Here is a 14,134-nt window from a genome sequence, read left to right on the forward strand (position 1 = left end):
GACTTCCCGCCCGGCCGGGACACCCCGCAGGACCGGCTCCGCCATCTGGTCCTGCGGGCCGGGATCGACCTGGAGACCTTCTGGGCCCAGTGGCTCGCCGAGGCGCTCAAGAACCTCCCGGACTTCGAGCCGGACGGTCCGGAGGGCTGATCCCTCAGTAACGCCGGTACGCCTTGGGCCGGCGGCGCAGGAACCAGGCGCCCGCGATGACCGCCGACCCCACCAGCGCCGAGCCCACCCCGAGAGTGAGCGTGCCGTAGTCACGGGTGGCTCCGCCGAGGCCGCCGGCCACACCCAGCGAGGGCGCGGACGTGGCCGCGCGGGTCGGTGCCGGTGTGGTGGACGCCGACACGTTGACCACCTGGCTGCCCGCCGAGACGCCGTTGGAGCACCGCACCACGACTGTGTACGTCCCCGGTGCCACCGCCGACCACGCGGCCGACTGACTGACTGTCGTACCGGACAGCGCCACCTGCCGCCCCTGGACGAAGCTCGTCTGCTGGGCACCCAGCAGTGAGGCCGTGCCCCAACTGCCGTTGTTCAGGGCGCAGGCGCTGGTCACCACCGACACATTGGCGCCCGACGTGCTGACGGAGATCCCGGCCGCCGCCGCGGCGGGTCCGGTGAGCGCCAGCGGCAGCGCGACGGCGGCCAGGGGAGCGGCGGAACGGGAGAGAAGTCGTATGTAGCGCATGGGCTCGCCTCCGGCGGCACGGTGGCGGTACGTCCCGTGCGCCGCCGGGGTCGGGAACATCCGTGCCACCCCGGTAGCAGCCAACGCGGCCCGGCGGGGCGCCGCATGCGCTGCGCGTCCGCCCAGGTGACGCGCTCGGCCGTCCGGGCGGTCAGCGGCCGGTGGTGACGGTCCGTTCCGCGGAGAAGCCGCCCCAGGTGCCGTCCGGCAGCCGGGCCCGCAGCCGCACCCGGTGCACCCGGCCGGCCTGCCGCCCCGCGTACAGGCTGTGGTGCGCCCGGCCGGACGGCGGGGCGCCGCCCCACACCAGAGAGCTGTCCGTGTCCCCGTCCAGCCGGATCTGGTACTCGGTGATCACCCCGTCCACGGTCGGCGGGTCCCAGGCGAGATCCAGGTAGTACGACCCGGCTGTGTGGCGCGACACCACATCGAACCCGGTCGGCGCGGTGCCCCGGCGGTCGTCGGCGCCCGGTGTGATGAGCCGGACCGGAGTGCTCGCGGGGGAGAGGTTCCCCGCCGCGTCCTGGGCCCGGACGGTGAAGACGTAGCGGGTTCCGGGGCGCAGCCCGGTGACCACGGTCGCGGTCTGGGCCCCGCCCACGGCGTGGATCTTCACCCCGGCCTGCTGGATCGCGTACGACCGCACGCCCCGTTCGTCGTGCGCGGCCGCCCAGGACAACTGGACGGCACGCCCGTCCACCACCTTGCCGGTGACCCGCCCGGGGCGGCTCGGCGCCACATGGTCGGCGGCCTCATAGGCGGGCGTCCGGGCTCGTACCTCCCGGCTCGGCGGCCCGAGGCGGCCGTCCGCGCTCCGGGCCCGCACGGTGAAGACGTACGGCGTGGACGGCTTGAGCCTGGTGACATCCACCATGTGCTGCGCGGCCGGTACTTCGCCGACTTTTGTGGGGCCGCGATATATCTCGTAGGCATGGACGCCGGAGCCGGCCGCGTTCCACATCACATGGACGCTGGTGGCACTGCCCGCGTCGGCGGTGACGCCGGTCGGGGCGCCGGGGGCCGGCCCCTCGCCGGACTCGCCGTCGGCCGTCCCGCAGGACGCGGCCAGCAGGAGGGCCGCGCAGAGCGGCGCCCAGCGGCCGGGGCGGAGGGGAACTCGTCGCACGGCGCTGCCTCCCGGAGGCCCGCATCACGGCAAAGGTCCGGACCAATATGGCGCCTGCGGGGCCGTCCCGGCAAGGGGGCCGCAGTGGTGAGGGTGTCCGGACGTTACGTATGCTGTTGCTCCTCTGAGGCGTGAACTTCCCCTTCGCGGAGACCAGTTCACCCGTGGCGCGGACACGCTGTCGTCGCCGAAACCGCGCCGACGCGGGCGGCCGGGGGGCCGGACCTCGCCGATCCGCCCTCCGGACTCCCGTGGACTGTTCCATCCGGCCGCGGCACGTGCCATATCCGGCCGCACCATGCCAGCCGTACGCGACTCCCCGCCCAGGGGAAGGAACTGGCCCGGAAGTGCGTCGGGCGCACGGCCTGACGGTGTGCGGGCCGGCCCCCGGTGGCGGGGACCGGCCCGGCGCTCACACTTTGCGGTAGGCGTACGCCTCGCTCGCGGCGGCCACCACCGCGTCCAGGTCGGCACCCGTCACGGCCGTCACCACGGCAGCCACCGCGCCCTCCACGAACGGGGCGTCCACCAGGCGGGTGTCCGCAGGGAGTTCGTCGCCCTCCGCGAGCAGCGCCTTCACCGTGAGCACCGCGCTGCCCAGGTCGGTGAGGACCGCGACGCCCGCGCCCTGGTCCACGGCGGCGGCCGCCGCGGATATCAGCTCCGCGCTGGTGCCGAAGCCGCCGCCCTCGGTGCCGCCCGCCGCGGCGACCGGTACCGCCGTGGCACCGCCCGCCAGGGCCTTCGCCAGCCCGGCCACCGACTCGGCGACCTCCGCGCTGTGCGACACCAGCACGATCCCGACATGCCGCTCGTCATTCATCAGAGCCTCCTTCCGCCGCGGTCACGAGCGCGGCGATCAGCAGAGCGGACGAGGTGGCACCTGGGTCCTGGTGGCCGATGCTGCGCTCCCCGAGATAGCTCGCCCGGCCCTTACGGGCCTGCATCGGGGTCGTCTCCACCGCACCGGACTCGGCGGCCCGGCGCGCCGTGTCAAAGCCCTCGCCGAGCGCGTCCACGGCCGGGATCAGCGCGTCCAGCATCGTCTTGTCGCCCGGCGCCGCTCCGCCGAGCGCCTTCACCCCGTCCACCCCGGCCCGCAGCGCCTCCGCCAACTGCGCCTCACTGACCTCGGGCGCGTCCCCGAGCACCTTGCCGGCCCGGCGCAGCAGCGTGCCGTACAGCGGGCCGGAGGCGCCGCCGACCGTGGAGATGAGCTGGCGCCCGGCGAGCGAGAGCACGGCACCCGGAGTGTCCGGCGCCTCCTTCTCCAGGGTGGCCAGCACGGCTGTGAACCCGCGCTGGAGATTGCTGCCGTGGTCCGCGTCGCCGATGGCCGAGTCGAGCGCGGTGAGCCGCTGCGCCTCCCGGTCGACGGACGCGGCGGTCGCCGTTATCCAACGGCGGAAGAAGTCGGCGTCGAGCACTGGATCTCCTTGGCTGGTAGGGATGTTGACCACTGACTCCGCCGTATCACATCCCCCAGCGCAGTGCCGGGGTCCGGACCGGCGCGTCCCACAGCCGCAGGAGCTCCTCGTCGACCTGGCACAGGGTGACGGAGGCGCCCGCCATGTCGAGCGAGGTGACGTAGTTGCCGACGAGCGTGCGGGCGACGGCCACGCCCCGCTCCGCCAGCACCCGCTGCACCTCGGCGTTGAAGCCGAACAGCTCCAGCAGCGGGGTGGCGCCCATGCCGTTGACCAGGACCAGCACCGGGCCGCGCGGGGTCATGTCGTCCAGGATGGCGTTCACCGCGAAGTCGGCGATCTCGCCGGAGGTCATCATCGGGCGCCGCTCGCGGCCCGGCTCACCGTGGATGCCGATGCCCAACTCCAGCTCGCCGGGCGGCAGATCGAAGGTGGGGGAGCCCTTGGCCGGGGTGGTGACGGCGTTCAGGGCCACCCCGAAGCTGCGCGAGTTGTCGTTGACCTGGCGGCCGATGGCCTCGACCCGCTCCAACGGCTGCCCCTCGGCCGCCGCCGCACCCGCGATCTTCTCCACGAACAGGGTCGCCCCGGTGCCGCGCCGGCCGGCGGTGTAGAGGCTGTCGGTGACGGCCACGTCGTCGTTGACCAGGACCTTGCCGACCCGGATGCCCTCGTCCTCGGCCAGCTCGGCGGCCATGTCGAAGTTGAGCACGTCGCCGGTGTAGTTCTTCACGATGAACAGCACCCCGGCCCCGCTGTCCACGGCCGCCGCGGCCCGCGCCATCTGGTCCGGCACCGGTGAGGTGAACACCTCACCGGGACAGGCCGCCGCCAGCATCCCGGGCCCGACGAACCCGCCGTGCAGCGGCTCATGCCCCGACCCGCCCCCCGACACCAGCCCCACCTGCCCGGCCACCGGCGCGTCCCGCCGGACGATCACCCGGTTCTCCACGTCCACGTTCAGATCCGGATACGCGGCCGCCATCCCACGCAGCGCATCGGCCACCACGGTCTCGGGGACGTTGATCAGCATCTTCATCGGTGTCTCCTGGTGAGAGCTCAGACGGGCCTCTGAACAGCGCTTTCGCTGGTCAGGCTGGGTGAGGTCGCTTTTTGATCGTGGCGGTCCTTGGCGGCCGGAGGCGGGCTCCGGCGGTCTGATGCTGATTTTCGTGGTGGAGTGTCAGGTGTCGGTGGGTGGTCTGTGACGTTGAGATCGCAGTACTACTGTCGGCAGTATCGGCCTTGTGGCGGCGAAGGTCACGTGGAGGGGGACAGGTGCTTGTACTGGTCCTGCGTTGCCCGGTCGCGTGCAGGTCAGGGTCAGCTCACGCATCGCGGGGTGTCTGTTCCTGCGCTTGACCCGTACAAGCCCTGATGGGGCGCGGTTCGCGCGGCGAGTGCGGCGGTCCAGCAGAATTGCCCCGGCGGCCGGGGAAATCCGTATCCGCCATTGGAGTGATCTTGGCGGTGCGAGGTGGGCGCATGGCCGTTCCGGTGCGAAGTGGCGGCGTCGGCAGTCCTTGCCGCAACATGCCGGGCTCGGTGAAGGTGCTGAAAAGTGGCTCCCCGCTGCTTTAAAGCCCCAGCTCACGGGCTGAGAGAGCGGACTCGGTCGTAGCTCACCGGCACCCCGAGCCGGCTGCGCGGCCGAGCCGTCGCGGAGAGCGGTGGCCCTCCGGCGGCCCGGCGCGGCGGCGTGGGTGGCAGGGGATGCTGGGGCCGCCGCCGAGTGGGTCGCTGTTCGGGCTGTGGTACCTGCGGGTGGCCGCCGCGGTCGACGTGCTGGGGGGCGTTGTGGGTGTCCTTCGGGGACGACATCCGGCGGCACGACACGGCGGACCTCTTCACGCCGTACCTGATCACGCCCGGCTACGCCTCCGGGGCCTTCGCGATCTTCCTGGCGGTGACCCTGCGCCGGCGCAAGCGGGCGGCGTGGATTCTGAACCTCGCGCTGTCGGGGCTCCTCGCGGCCGCGTTCGTGGCGGCGCTGGCGCTCGCGCCGGAATTCCGGGGCCACCCGCAGAACTGGATTTCGCCGGCGCTGACGGCGTTGTTCCTGGGTGCCCTGCTGACCGGGCGCCGCGAGTTCTACGCCAAGGGCGACCGGTCGAATCCTCGGCGCGCGGTCCTGACCGCGGCCTGCCCGGCGCGCGGACGAGGCCCCGCCGGCGGCGGCCAGCCCAGGAGCGCCACGTCCGCAGGACCGGACGCTCAGGTGCCGGGGACCGAGGGCATCGCGTTGCGACGGTGACGACGTGGCTGTGTCGCCCCGGTGTCGGTGCCCCTATGCTCAGGCCGCGCGGGTGCCGTGATCAAGGTGCGCGTGTTGCCCGTGCATGAACTCGCCGCCCTTGTCGGGCTTCACGTGAAGGTGTGTTGTGCGTAGATTTCTACGGCTTCGTTTCGCTCATCTGATATCCGCTCTCGTGATGTCAGTGGTGTCCATTGTTGCCTTCGGGGTGCCGAGTCATGCCACGACCCCGCTGGCCAACAACGCCGTCTTCAACAACCCCAACGACGCGACGGACAAGTACGCGCTCGAGAACTACTTGATCGGTCTGATCAACGGGGCCCCGGCCGGGTCGACGATCCGTATCGCCATCTACGCGTTCAACTCGCAGGCGTACTACGACGCTCTGGTGGGTGCCTACAGGCGCGGCGTGAACATCAAGATCGTCGCGGACGACTACCTGCCGACGTCGAACATCCAGAAGACGACCGCCGACCTGGCCGCGGTTCTGGGGTCCGACCCGGCTGCGCTCTCGTACGTTCTGCTGTGCCACGGCGGCTGTATCGAGCACGACACGGCCGGCGGCATCATCAACCACGACAAGTTCTATCTGTTCACCAGCACGTCGGGCAGCTCCGATGTGCTGGTGCAGTCGTCGGCGAACATGATCTCCGCGACCTCGGGTGTGAACGGTGGGATCAACGCGTGGAACAACGCGCTGACCCTGGTCGATCAGCCGGACATCTACCAGGCCTACGTCGACCGTTTCACGGCGATGAAGGCGGCTCAGATGTCGGGGAAGGGGTCGAGCGTCGACTACACGACGGCGACGGGTGCCAACGCCGTGACCGGCACCAGCGCGAAGGCGTACTTCTTCCCGCAGCAGGACCCCGGTGAGGATGTCATCCTCGGTGTTCTGGGCAACATCGACTGTTCCACCGGGGGCAGTGTGCATCTGGCCATGTACGACCTCAAGGACGTGGCTGTCGCCCAGAAGCTGAAGAGCCTGGACGACGCGGGTTGCACCGTGCACGTGGTCTACACCGATCAGGGCACGTCCGACGACAACGCCCTCAACGCCCTGAGTGCCTGCGGCCCGCACAGCGGTGTGGCCGTCTACCAGTTCGCCAAGACGGCTCCGCCTGCCGCGATGCTGCACTCCAAGTACCTTCTGGTGGACGCCGGTTACCTGGGTACGGCGTCGCAGATCATCTGGACGGGGAGTGTCAACTACACCACCCAGTCCCTGCACGCCAATGACGAGGCGCTGCTGAAGTACAGCGGTACGCCGGCGGTCTTCGACGCGTACCAGTCGAACTACACCACGCTGGAGACGCTCGGTTCCTTCAGCCGGGCGGGGACCTGCTGATCGTCCGACGCGTCGGTCGCTGACCTGTCGCTCGCAGGACCGGCCGAGCTGCTCGCTCGGCCGGTCCTGACTCGTTTCCGCTCGGACCGAGGAGCGCGTACCGGTGACGGGGCGGTGGGTCGCCCCTCCAGCACCGTGCGGCCGTACACCGGAGCGTGCGTGAGACGCGGGCAGGCCGGGATCCGCGTGTCGGTGGGGGAGCGAGCAGCCCCGGTCCACGTGCGAGAGCCGCGGTATGCGCGTCCGGTCGCCGTCGGGGCCGTACGAGCCGCCGCCGGACAGGCACGGTTGCGCGTTCAGCCGTCACGTGGGGCGGATGGCCCCCGGAGCGGCGCGTTCCCGCAGGCGAGGGCAAGTGGAAGGCTTGGGACATGGCTTTGCGAGTGTGGCGGGTGTTCCGGCGTTCCTGGCAGCCGGGTCACGCGCCCGCGCTGGTGGTGATCCCTCTGGGGTTGATCGTCGCCGTCTGCGTGGTGGACGTGCTGGCTCCGCCACACATTCACCTCGGGCCCCTGCTGGTGGCGGCACCGGCGATCACGGTGGCGTTCGCGGGCGCCCGTGTGACGGCACTGATGGGGGCGCTCGCCGTGGCGGCGCAGGTGCTGATCGGTGTGCTGAGAGAGGGATTGTCCTCCGGCAACATCCAGGCTCAGATCACCGCCCTGGTCGTGGTGTCGGCCGTCTGTGTCGGCATCTGCGTGGTGCGGGACCGGAGGGAGCGCCAGCTGCACCGGGTGCGGTCCGTCGCGGAGGCAGCGCAGAGTGTGCTGCTGCAGCCCTTGCCTGCCCGCACCGGTCCGCTGCGGATTTCCGGGCTGTACATCCCCGCCGAGGAAGAAGCCGATCTGGGGGGAGATCTGTACGCGGCAGCGCGGACCGACCACCACAGCACCCGGCTCCTCATCGGTGACGTGCGCGGCAGTGGCCTGGCCTCGATCAACAACGCCGCCCTGCTGCTCGGCGCCTTCCGCGCGGCCGCCCATCGGCAGGCCACCCTGCCTCGCCTCGCCGTTCACCTGGACGCCGCGTTCCGCTGGGACGCCAGTCAGTGGCGGTCACAGTCGCAGGAGGACGCCGACGAGGACTTCGCCACCGCGATCCTGCTGGACATCCCCGACGACGAGCCGGTCGTCCACCTCATCAACTGCGGCCACCCGCCGCCACTGCTCCTGCGCGGCTCCCACGTCACTCCCCTTACGGCGGAGGCGAGCCACCTTCCGATCGGGCTCGGTGGTGCCTTCGGAATGGCTGCCTACGACGTCCAGACGTTCCCCTTCGAGGCCGGCGACCTGCTTCTCCTCTATACGGACGGCGTCATCGAAGCGCGCAACACCGGCGGACTCTTCTACCCGTTCAACGAACGGGCGCCCGCATGGGCCAAGGACGACCCCGACGAACTCCTGCGCGCCCTCCACGACGACCTGCTGGCCCACGTCCACGGACACCTCGACGACGACGCGGCCGCGGTCGCCATCCGCCGCGTGTCCCTCTGATCCCGGCATCGGGAAGCTCCCGAGTGGGCTCCACCGTCATCCGGCTCGCCCGGCATCCGGGCATCCGCACGGTCGGCCTGACGCCGCCACCCTGCATTGCCTCCCGGACAGCTATGGACCGCCGTCTTGGAGCCGGCCTCCGCTCAAGCGGGTTCACCCACACGCACTGACAGGTGGCGGCCGCGCTGTGCTGCCCCGCCGGGCGACGTACCCGGCTTCGGTGAGGGCAAGGAGGCGGCGCCGAATGACGTGTGTTCGGTGGACCACGACCGCTCGGGTGAGAACAGCTTCTGCGCTCCCGTGAGATCGAGCAACCTGTCGATCGCAGGGCTGGCGGCCTGGATGGTGACGGTCTTGCCCTGACTCAGGGCCCGGTGCCGGAGTTCCAGAAGCACGTTGAGGCCGGCGCAGTCGCAGAAGCTGAGCCCGCTCAGGTCCAACTCGAGACGGTGGGACGAAGCGGCCAGGGCTTCGACCAGGCGGGCCCGGATCTGGTCGCCCGAGACGAGGTCGAGTTCACCCCGCACTATCACCCGGTTCCGGTTGCCGCACGATGCGAACAGCGCTGTTGCCTGACCAGGCGGAAGCGAGCCGGCAGCCCCGTCTCTCTCGGAACAGGAGAGGTTCGGCGCCAGGGGGGACCGGTCCCGATCCGAGGATTGCTGCATGGCTTACTCCAAGTGCACTGGTGCGACCGCCCCAACATTCCCCCAAGGAGGCAACATGCGTCAAGTGATGCACGAAAGCGCGTACGTGTTTTTGGAAGCGTGCATAGTTGCTCGTTAGAATCGCTCCATGGATGGGGTACCTGAGTCACACAGCGGGTGGACGTTCCTGACGAACCACGCTCGCGTCCTTGCAGCCATCGCGGACAACCAGAGCGCACGGGTTCGCGACATCGCCCTCCGCTGCCGCCTCACTGAGCGCGCGGTGCAAAAAATCATCGCGGACCTGGAGCAGGCCGGCTACCTCTCACACACTCGTCAGGGGCGTGGCAACATCTACGAGATCGACCCCGGCAAGGTTCTGCGCCATCCGACCGAAGCCGGTCTGGGCCTGACGGTGGCCTCACTCCTCTCCCTGCTCAATCTCCAGGACCAGACCCATCGCCAGGCGATGCCCAGCGAGCCCGTATGAAGTGATCATGCTGGGGTCGAGGTGGACCGGTCCCGGCTCGCTTCCGTCGGCTGGGACGGCGGTCCGCGAGGTTCTGCCGTGGCTGAGGAAGCAGGGCTGCTCGTTCGGCTTCCCCGGCGCTGAGCCCGTGGCGACAGCGGGACGAGGCGGCTGGCACGCGCACTCCGCGGGGAGCCGGTCGTGGTCAGGTGACCTCCGCCTGCCCCGTGCGAGCGGTGCGAGCGTCCGGACACTTCCGCCCGGCGCGATCACCGGCATCGGCCCTCAGACTGCCACGCGGACCGGCGCGGCACGCGGGGGTGTGAAAGCCGTCGGCAGCGTGCCCGGCCCGAGCGGGGTACCAGGGCGTGGTCACAGGTGGGAGAGGCCGAAGGAGACCAGGAAGCCGCAGGAGACGATCAGTCCGAGAGCCAGACGGGTCTCTTCGTACGCCTCGGGGATCGTGGTGTCCCCGACCATGGCCAGGATGGCTCCCGCCGCGACGGCCGTCACCGTGGCCACCACGGCCGGGGACATGTCGCCGAGCACAACGTACCCGAGCAGCGCGGAGAGCGCGCTGGCCGCGGCGATGGAGCCCCACACCCCGAAGACGTGACGCGCCCCGCGTCCCGCCGCGCGCATGCCCGCCGAACTCGACAGTCCCTCGGGCACGTTGCTGATGAACACGGCCGCCACCGTCACCAGGCTGACCGCGCCAGCGCCGCCGAGCAGGCTCACACCCATGGCCGCCGACTCCGGGATCCCGTCCAGCAGCGCGCCGAGCGCCAGGGCACTGCCCGATCCGGCGAGCAGCCCCCACCCACCGACGACCAGAGCATCCGTCATGTCCCATGGGTACCCCGGGAGCCGCGCCCTGCGCCGCAGGTCAGCCTTGGCCCTTCCGGCCTGCTTTGCCCTTGGAGCCGCCGGATGCACCGGCCGGCTTCCGCGCGCCGCCGGGCCCGGCGTGGGCAGGAGCACCCTTGGTCGCCTTCTTGTCGCGTCCCGGGGCGTGGTGCTTCGGGGTGTCGCCGCCCTTCTCCGCACCGGGTGACGTCCGGCGCGCGGCGGCCGGGGCCGCGGCTTCCGTCACGGCTGTCTCGCTGGCCGGAGCCGCGTCGCCGGCCGGGGCTGCGGCGGAGGTGGAGCGTGACGGCTCGGACGCCGAACCCGACTCCGGCCGCCGCGTGTCCGGGTCTGCGGCGGTGGTCCTCGGCGCCTTGGCGGAGTCGGAGGGCGGCTGGGCCAGTTCGGAGGTGGGGGAGCCGGAGCCGACGCGATCGTCGCTGTGCGCGCCGGTGCCCAGGGTCACGGCGAGGGTGGCTCCCAGAGCCGCCGAAAGCGCGGTCAGGGCGGTGCCGACCGCGAGGCGGCGCCCCTGTCCCGTCCTGCCCATATGCCGTGCCCGACCCCGGCTGCGCGTATCGTCGTCCGCCCGCGCGGGGATGGTGACGGGGGCCACCGAGGACAGCGCGGCGTCCGGTACGGCGTGCGAAGGTGCGGAGCAGTGGGCGGACAGCGCCGAGGCGCAGCTCGGGGCGTCGGGCCGCGTCGTCTCGTCCTGGGCCGTCATGGCGTGCAGGAGACGGGCCAGACCCGGGGGTAGCGAGCGCGGGACGACGGGCGGCCGGTGCATGCGTGCCACAGCCGCTTCCAGCGGGGTCCCCGCGTACTCCAGTTCCCCTTTCAGGCATTCGAGCAGGACCAGGCCGAGGGCGTAGATGTCGGCGGCCGACCCGACCTCCCTGCCCATGACCTGCTCCGGCGCGAGATAGGCAGCGGTTCCTATGAGGACGTCGGAAGCGGTGTGACGAGTGGCGTTCACCAGCCGGGCGATGCCGAAGTCCGCGAGGTGAGGCGCGCCGGAGGCGTCCAGCAGGACGTTCGACGGCTTGATGTCGCGGTGCACGATGCCGGCGTCGTGCACATGGGCGAGCGCCCGCGCGAGGGCGGCGCCCAGCTCGGCGACGCGCCGGGGAGACAGTGGCCCGCTCGCGAGGCACTCGCGCAACGTCCGCCCTGTGACCAGCTCCATGACGAGGTAGGCGCGGTCCTCGTGCCGGCCCGCGTCGTAGACGGTCACCAGACCGGGGTGCTGAAGCCGCGCCAGCAGAACGGCCTCCTCGGCGAACCGCCGTTCCATCTCCGGGTCGGCTCCCGCCCGGAAGAACTTGACGGCGACCCGTCGTCCGAGGCGGACATCGACGCCCTCGTAGACGTCGGCGGCACCTCCTCGGCCGATACCGGCGCCCAGCCGGTACCGGCCACCCACGGTCTCGGCAGTCACCCTCTGCGTCGGCGGGAAGTCCGTTCGGGGGCCGTTCATTCGTCTCTCCGTTACTGTCACCGCGAGCAAAGCCGACAATCGACGCTGTGTGGCGCGGGTACCCGCTCATGCGGCAGGCACCCCGGCCACTTCGGTGGTCGACGGCCGCGCCGTCGTGGTGACGTCACACCACCTCAGAACTCCGAACGGAAGGGGAGTCCGCGCGTCCGTTCGGAGCCGCTGGGCCGGCCGGGGACGCGGCCGCCCGACCGGGCCGGCTGCCACGGTGCGAGGTGCTCAGGGCCGGAGCTGAAGTCCTCACCCCGGTCGTGGGCGCGCGGGTCGGCGGCGTCGGCCTGACGGGCCGCCCGGGACCCCTGCGCGGTCGGGTGACTGGAAACCCGGGATCGGGGAACCGGAAGAGATGCCCTGCCCCACAAGGGGAGGGCCGGGTCTCCCGACGCCCGGCTCCCTCACCGGAAGAAGGACCATGATGGCGCACGAAGACGACGGTGGGCAGGCCGTACCGAACACCCCGGGCATGCGCTCCGACGGCGTCACACGCCGCCGCCCCCTGCGCGAGTGGCACGTCGAGGAGACGGTCGAGGTCTCGGTGCCGGTCCGCACGGCTTACGACCAGTGGACGCAGTTCAAGACGTTCCCGCGCTTCTCGGACGTGGTGCAGGGCGTCGAGCAGATCAGGCCGACCGTCACCGCGTGGACCCTCGGCTACGGCCCCCTGCGGCACCGTTTTGAGGTCGAGATCGTGGAACAGGACCCCGACGCCTACCTGGCCTGGCGTGGCCTGGAGCAGCACCCCGCCCACCAGGGCGAGGTCGAGTTCAGGCCGACGGAGTCCGGTGGCACCGCGATCACGGTCCGGATGCTCCTCCAGCCGCACGGGGCCGCGAAGGTCCTCACCCGCTCGTCCAGGGTCGTGGGGCTGACCGTGCGACTGGTGCGCGGGGAACTGGTGAGCTTCAAGCACTTCATCGAAGGACTCGGTCAGGCGGGCGGCGCCTGGCGCGGCACCATCCGCAACGGCCGGGTTCAGCACGACTCCCCGGAACCGCCCAGGAGCCGTGTCGCCCAGTGGCCCGTCGGCTGACCCGCGTACCGCACACGGCAAGAGAAAGGCCAAGCGATGCAGAACCCGCCCGGTGAGGAGCCGGAGACCTCCCTCTCCGTGACACCGCCGAAGAAGTGGGCGGCCGGGGTTCCCGCCGTCGTGCACGCGCTGGAGTACTCCCTGGAGCAGACCTCCCCGCGCAAGACCGGGGTCGACCTGCTCACCATGAACCAGGTGGGCGGGGTCGACTGCCCCGGCTGCGCGTGGGCGGACCCCGCTCCGGGCCGGCGCCATCGCAACGAGTACTGCGAGAACGGCGCCAAGCACATCAACGACGAGGCCACGACGCGCCGGATCACCGCCGACTTCTTCCGCGAGCACAGCGTGTCCGATCTGGCCGCCCGCACCGACATGTGGCTCAACCAGCAGGGCCGGCTCACCGAGCCGATGATCAAGCGGCCCGGGTCGGACCACTACGAGCCCATTGACTGGAACGACGCCCTGGGCGTCCTGGCACAGGAACTGAAGGGGCTGGACTCGCCGGACGAGGCGGTCTTCTACACCTCCGGCCGGGCCAGCAACGAGGCCGCCTTCGTCTTCCAGCTCTTCGCCCGTGCCCTGGGCACCAACAACCTGCCCGACTGCAGCAACATGTGCCACGAGTCCAGCGGCTTCGCCCTGAACGAGACGCTGGGCGTCGGCAAGGGCACCGTGAGTCTCGACGACCTCCACCACGCGGACCTGATCTTCCTGGTGGGACAGAACCCGGGCAGCAATCACCCGCGGCAGCTGTCGGCCCTGGAGGAGGCCAAGCGCAACGGCGGCCGCATCGTGGCGGTGAACCCGTTGCCGGAGGCGGGGCTGCGACGCTTCAAGAACCCCCAGAAGCCGCGTGGGGTCGTGGGACGGGGCACCCAGATCGCCGACCGCTTCCTGCACATCAAGCCGGGCGGGGATCTCGCCCTGTTCCAGGCACTGAACCGGCTGTTGCTGGAGGCGGAGGACGCGCGTCCCGGCACCGTCCTGGACCACGACTTCATCGACGCCCACACCTCCGGTTTCGAGGAGTTCGCCCGGCACGCCCGCACCGTCGACTGGGACGACGTGCACGCGGCGACTGGACTGACCCGCGAGGAGATCGAGAAGGTCCGCGACGAGGTCCTGCGCAGCGAACGCGTCGTCGTGTGCTGGGCGATGGGCATCACGCAGCACAAGCACGGCGTACCCACCATCCGGGAGATCGTCAACTTCCTGCTGCTGCGCGGCAATCTGGGGCGCGCCGGCACGGGCGCCTGCCCGGTGCGCGGCCACAGCAACGTCCAGGGCGACCGCACCATGGGC

Annotated in this window: 12 protein-coding genes and 3 pseudogenes; 7 read left to right on the forward strand and 8 right to left on the reverse strand. The window is 71.2% G+C overall.

Annotated features, from left to right (window positions below):
- Positions 1-150 (forward strand): annotated as a pseudogene (locus GT030_RS18585) (PadR family transcriptional regulator); the annotation flags it as partial.
- A gap of 4 nt (positions 151-154) precedes the next feature.
- Here the strand turns inward: GT030_RS18585 and GT030_RS18590 are convergent.
- The 5 genes from GT030_RS18590 to dhaK form a co-directional block, all read right to left on the reverse strand.
- Positions 155-694 carry a hypothetical protein gene (locus tag GT030_RS18590; protein WP_161202047.1) on the reverse strand — a complete coding sequence of 180 codons (540 nt, stop codon included), beginning with the start codon at positions 692-694 and terminating at the stop codon, positions 155-157.
- A gap of 151 nt (positions 695-845) precedes the next feature.
- Positions 846-1,820, reverse strand: coding sequence for a fibronectin type III domain-containing protein (locus tag GT030_RS18595; RefSeq protein ID WP_161202048.1), 975 nt, complete (start codon positions 1,818-1,820; stop codon positions 846-848).
- A gap of 412 nt (positions 1,821-2,232) precedes the next feature.
- Positions 2,233-2,643, reverse strand: a complete 411-nt coding sequence (locus GT030_RS18600; protein ID WP_161202049.1) for a PTS fructose transporter subunit IIA — start codon at positions 2,641-2,643, stop codon at positions 2,233-2,235.
- Positions 2,636-3,247 (reverse strand): dihydroxyacetone kinase subunit DhaL, encoded by a 612-nt coding sequence (gene dhaL, locus GT030_RS18605; protein ID WP_161202050.1) that lies wholly within the window; start codon positions 3,245-3,247, stop codon positions 2,636-2,638. The genes GT030_RS18600 and dhaL overlap by 8 nt, the downstream gene beginning before the upstream one ends.
- A gap of 46 nt (positions 3,248-3,293) precedes the next feature.
- On the reverse strand, positions 3,294-4,286 hold the full coding sequence (dhaK, locus tag GT030_RS18610; protein ID WP_161202051.1) for a dihydroxyacetone kinase subunit DhaK: 993 nt from the start codon (positions 4,284-4,286) through the stop codon (positions 3,294-3,296).
- Between the two features lie 674 nt (positions 4,287-4,960).
- Between dhaK and GT030_RS18615 the strand changes: the two are divergent.
- From GT030_RS18615 to GT030_RS18625, 3 genes and pseudogenes are all read left to right on the forward strand, one after another.
- Positions 4,961-5,375 (forward strand): annotated as a pseudogene (locus tag GT030_RS18615) (hypothetical protein); the annotation flags it as partial.
- 313 nt (positions 5,376-5,688) lie between these two features.
- A complete protein-coding gene (locus GT030_RS18620; RefSeq protein ID WP_161202052.1) occupies positions 5,689-6,849 on the forward strand; it encodes a phospholipase D-like domain-containing protein in 1,161 nt (386 codons plus the stop codon).
- Between the two features lie 371 nt (positions 6,850-7,220).
- Positions 7,221-8,342 carry a PP2C family protein-serine/threonine phosphatase gene (locus GT030_RS18625; RefSeq protein ID WP_161202053.1) on the forward strand — a complete coding sequence of 374 codons (1,122 nt, stop codon included), beginning with the start codon at positions 7,221-7,223 and terminating at the stop codon, positions 8,340-8,342.
- A gap of 143 nt (positions 8,343-8,485) precedes the next feature.
- Here GT030_RS18625 and GT030_RS18630 read toward each other — a convergent pair whose 3' ends face one another.
- A complete protein-coding gene (locus GT030_RS18630; protein ID WP_161202054.1) occupies positions 8,486-9,010 on the reverse strand; it encodes an STAS domain-containing protein in 525 nt (174 codons plus the stop codon).
- A gap of 127 nt (positions 9,011-9,137) precedes the next feature.
- On the opposite strand from GT030_RS18630, the gene GT030_RS18635 reads away from it, so the two are divergent.
- Positions 9,138-9,479 (forward strand): helix-turn-helix domain-containing protein, encoded by a 342-nt coding sequence (locus GT030_RS18635; protein ID WP_161202055.1) that lies wholly within the window; start codon positions 9,138-9,140, stop codon positions 9,477-9,479.
- Positions 9,480-9,830: 351 nt separating this feature from the next.
- Here GT030_RS18635 and GT030_RS18640 read toward each other — a convergent pair.
- Together GT030_RS18640 and GT030_RS18645 are read right to left on the reverse strand one after the other, a co-directional pair.
- A pseudogene (locus GT030_RS18640) lies at positions 9,831-10,262 on the reverse strand (ZIP family zinc transporter); the annotation flags it as partial.
- An 82-nt stretch (positions 10,263-10,344) separates the two neighbouring features.
- The gene (locus GT030_RS18645) at positions 10,345-11,784 is read right to left on the reverse strand and encodes a serine/threonine-protein kinase (RefSeq protein WP_161202056.1); all 1,440 of its coding nucleotides are present in this window, start codon (positions 11,782-11,784) and stop codon (positions 10,345-10,347) included.
- A gap of 433 nt (positions 11,785-12,217) precedes the next feature.
- Here GT030_RS18645 and GT030_RS18650 point away from each other — a divergent pair, with 433 nt between their 5' ends.
- Together GT030_RS18650 and GT030_RS18655 are read left to right on the forward strand one after the other, a co-directional pair.
- Complete coding sequence (locus GT030_RS18650) at positions 12,218-12,832, forward strand: SRPBCC family protein (protein WP_161202058.1); 615 nt, start codon at positions 12,218-12,220, stop codon at positions 12,830-12,832.
- 36 nt (positions 12,833-12,868) lie between these two features.
- A partial coding sequence (locus GT030_RS18655; protein WP_161202057.1) for a molybdopterin-dependent oxidoreductase occupies positions 12,869-14,134 on the forward strand: 1,266 nt, incomplete at its 3' end.

The organism is Streptomyces sp. SID1328 (assembly GCF_009865595.1).
In the GTDB taxonomy this organism is placed as follows: Bacteria; Actinomycetota; Actinomycetes; order Streptomycetales; family Streptomycetaceae; genus Streptomyces; species Streptomyces griseoluteus.

Bases quoted from the DNA above. Each gene is read 5' to 3' on its own strand.
- GT030_RS18590 (WP_161202047.1), bottom strand. From the start codon at position 694: ATGCGCTACATACGACTTCTCTCCCGTTCCGCCGCTCCCCTGGCCGCC.
- GT030_RS18600 (WP_161202049.1), bottom strand. From the start codon at position 2,643: ATGAATGACGAGCGGCATGTCGGGATCGTGCTGGTGTCGCACAGCGCG.
- dhaK (WP_161202051.1), bottom strand. From the start codon at position 4,286: ATGAAGATGCTGATCAACGTCCCCGAGACCGTGGTGGCCGATGCGCTG.
- GT030_RS18625 (WP_161202053.1), top strand. From the start codon at position 7,221: ATGGCTTTGCGAGTGTGGCGGGTGTTCCGGCGTTCCTGGCAGCCGGGT.
- GT030_RS18630 (WP_161202054.1), bottom strand. From the start codon at position 9,010: ATGCAGCAATCCTCGGATCGGGACCGGTCCCCCCTGGCGCCGAACCTC.
- GT030_RS18635 (WP_161202055.1), top strand. From the start codon at position 9,138: ATGGATGGGGTACCTGAGTCACACAGCGGGTGGACGTTCCTGACGAAC.
- GT030_RS18645 (WP_161202056.1), bottom strand. From the start codon at position 11,784: ATGAACGGCCCCCGAACGGACTTCCCGCCGACGCAGAGGGTGACTGCC.
- GT030_RS18650 (WP_161202058.1), top strand. From the start codon at position 12,218: ATGGCGCACGAAGACGACGGTGGGCAGGCCGTACCGAACACCCCGGGC.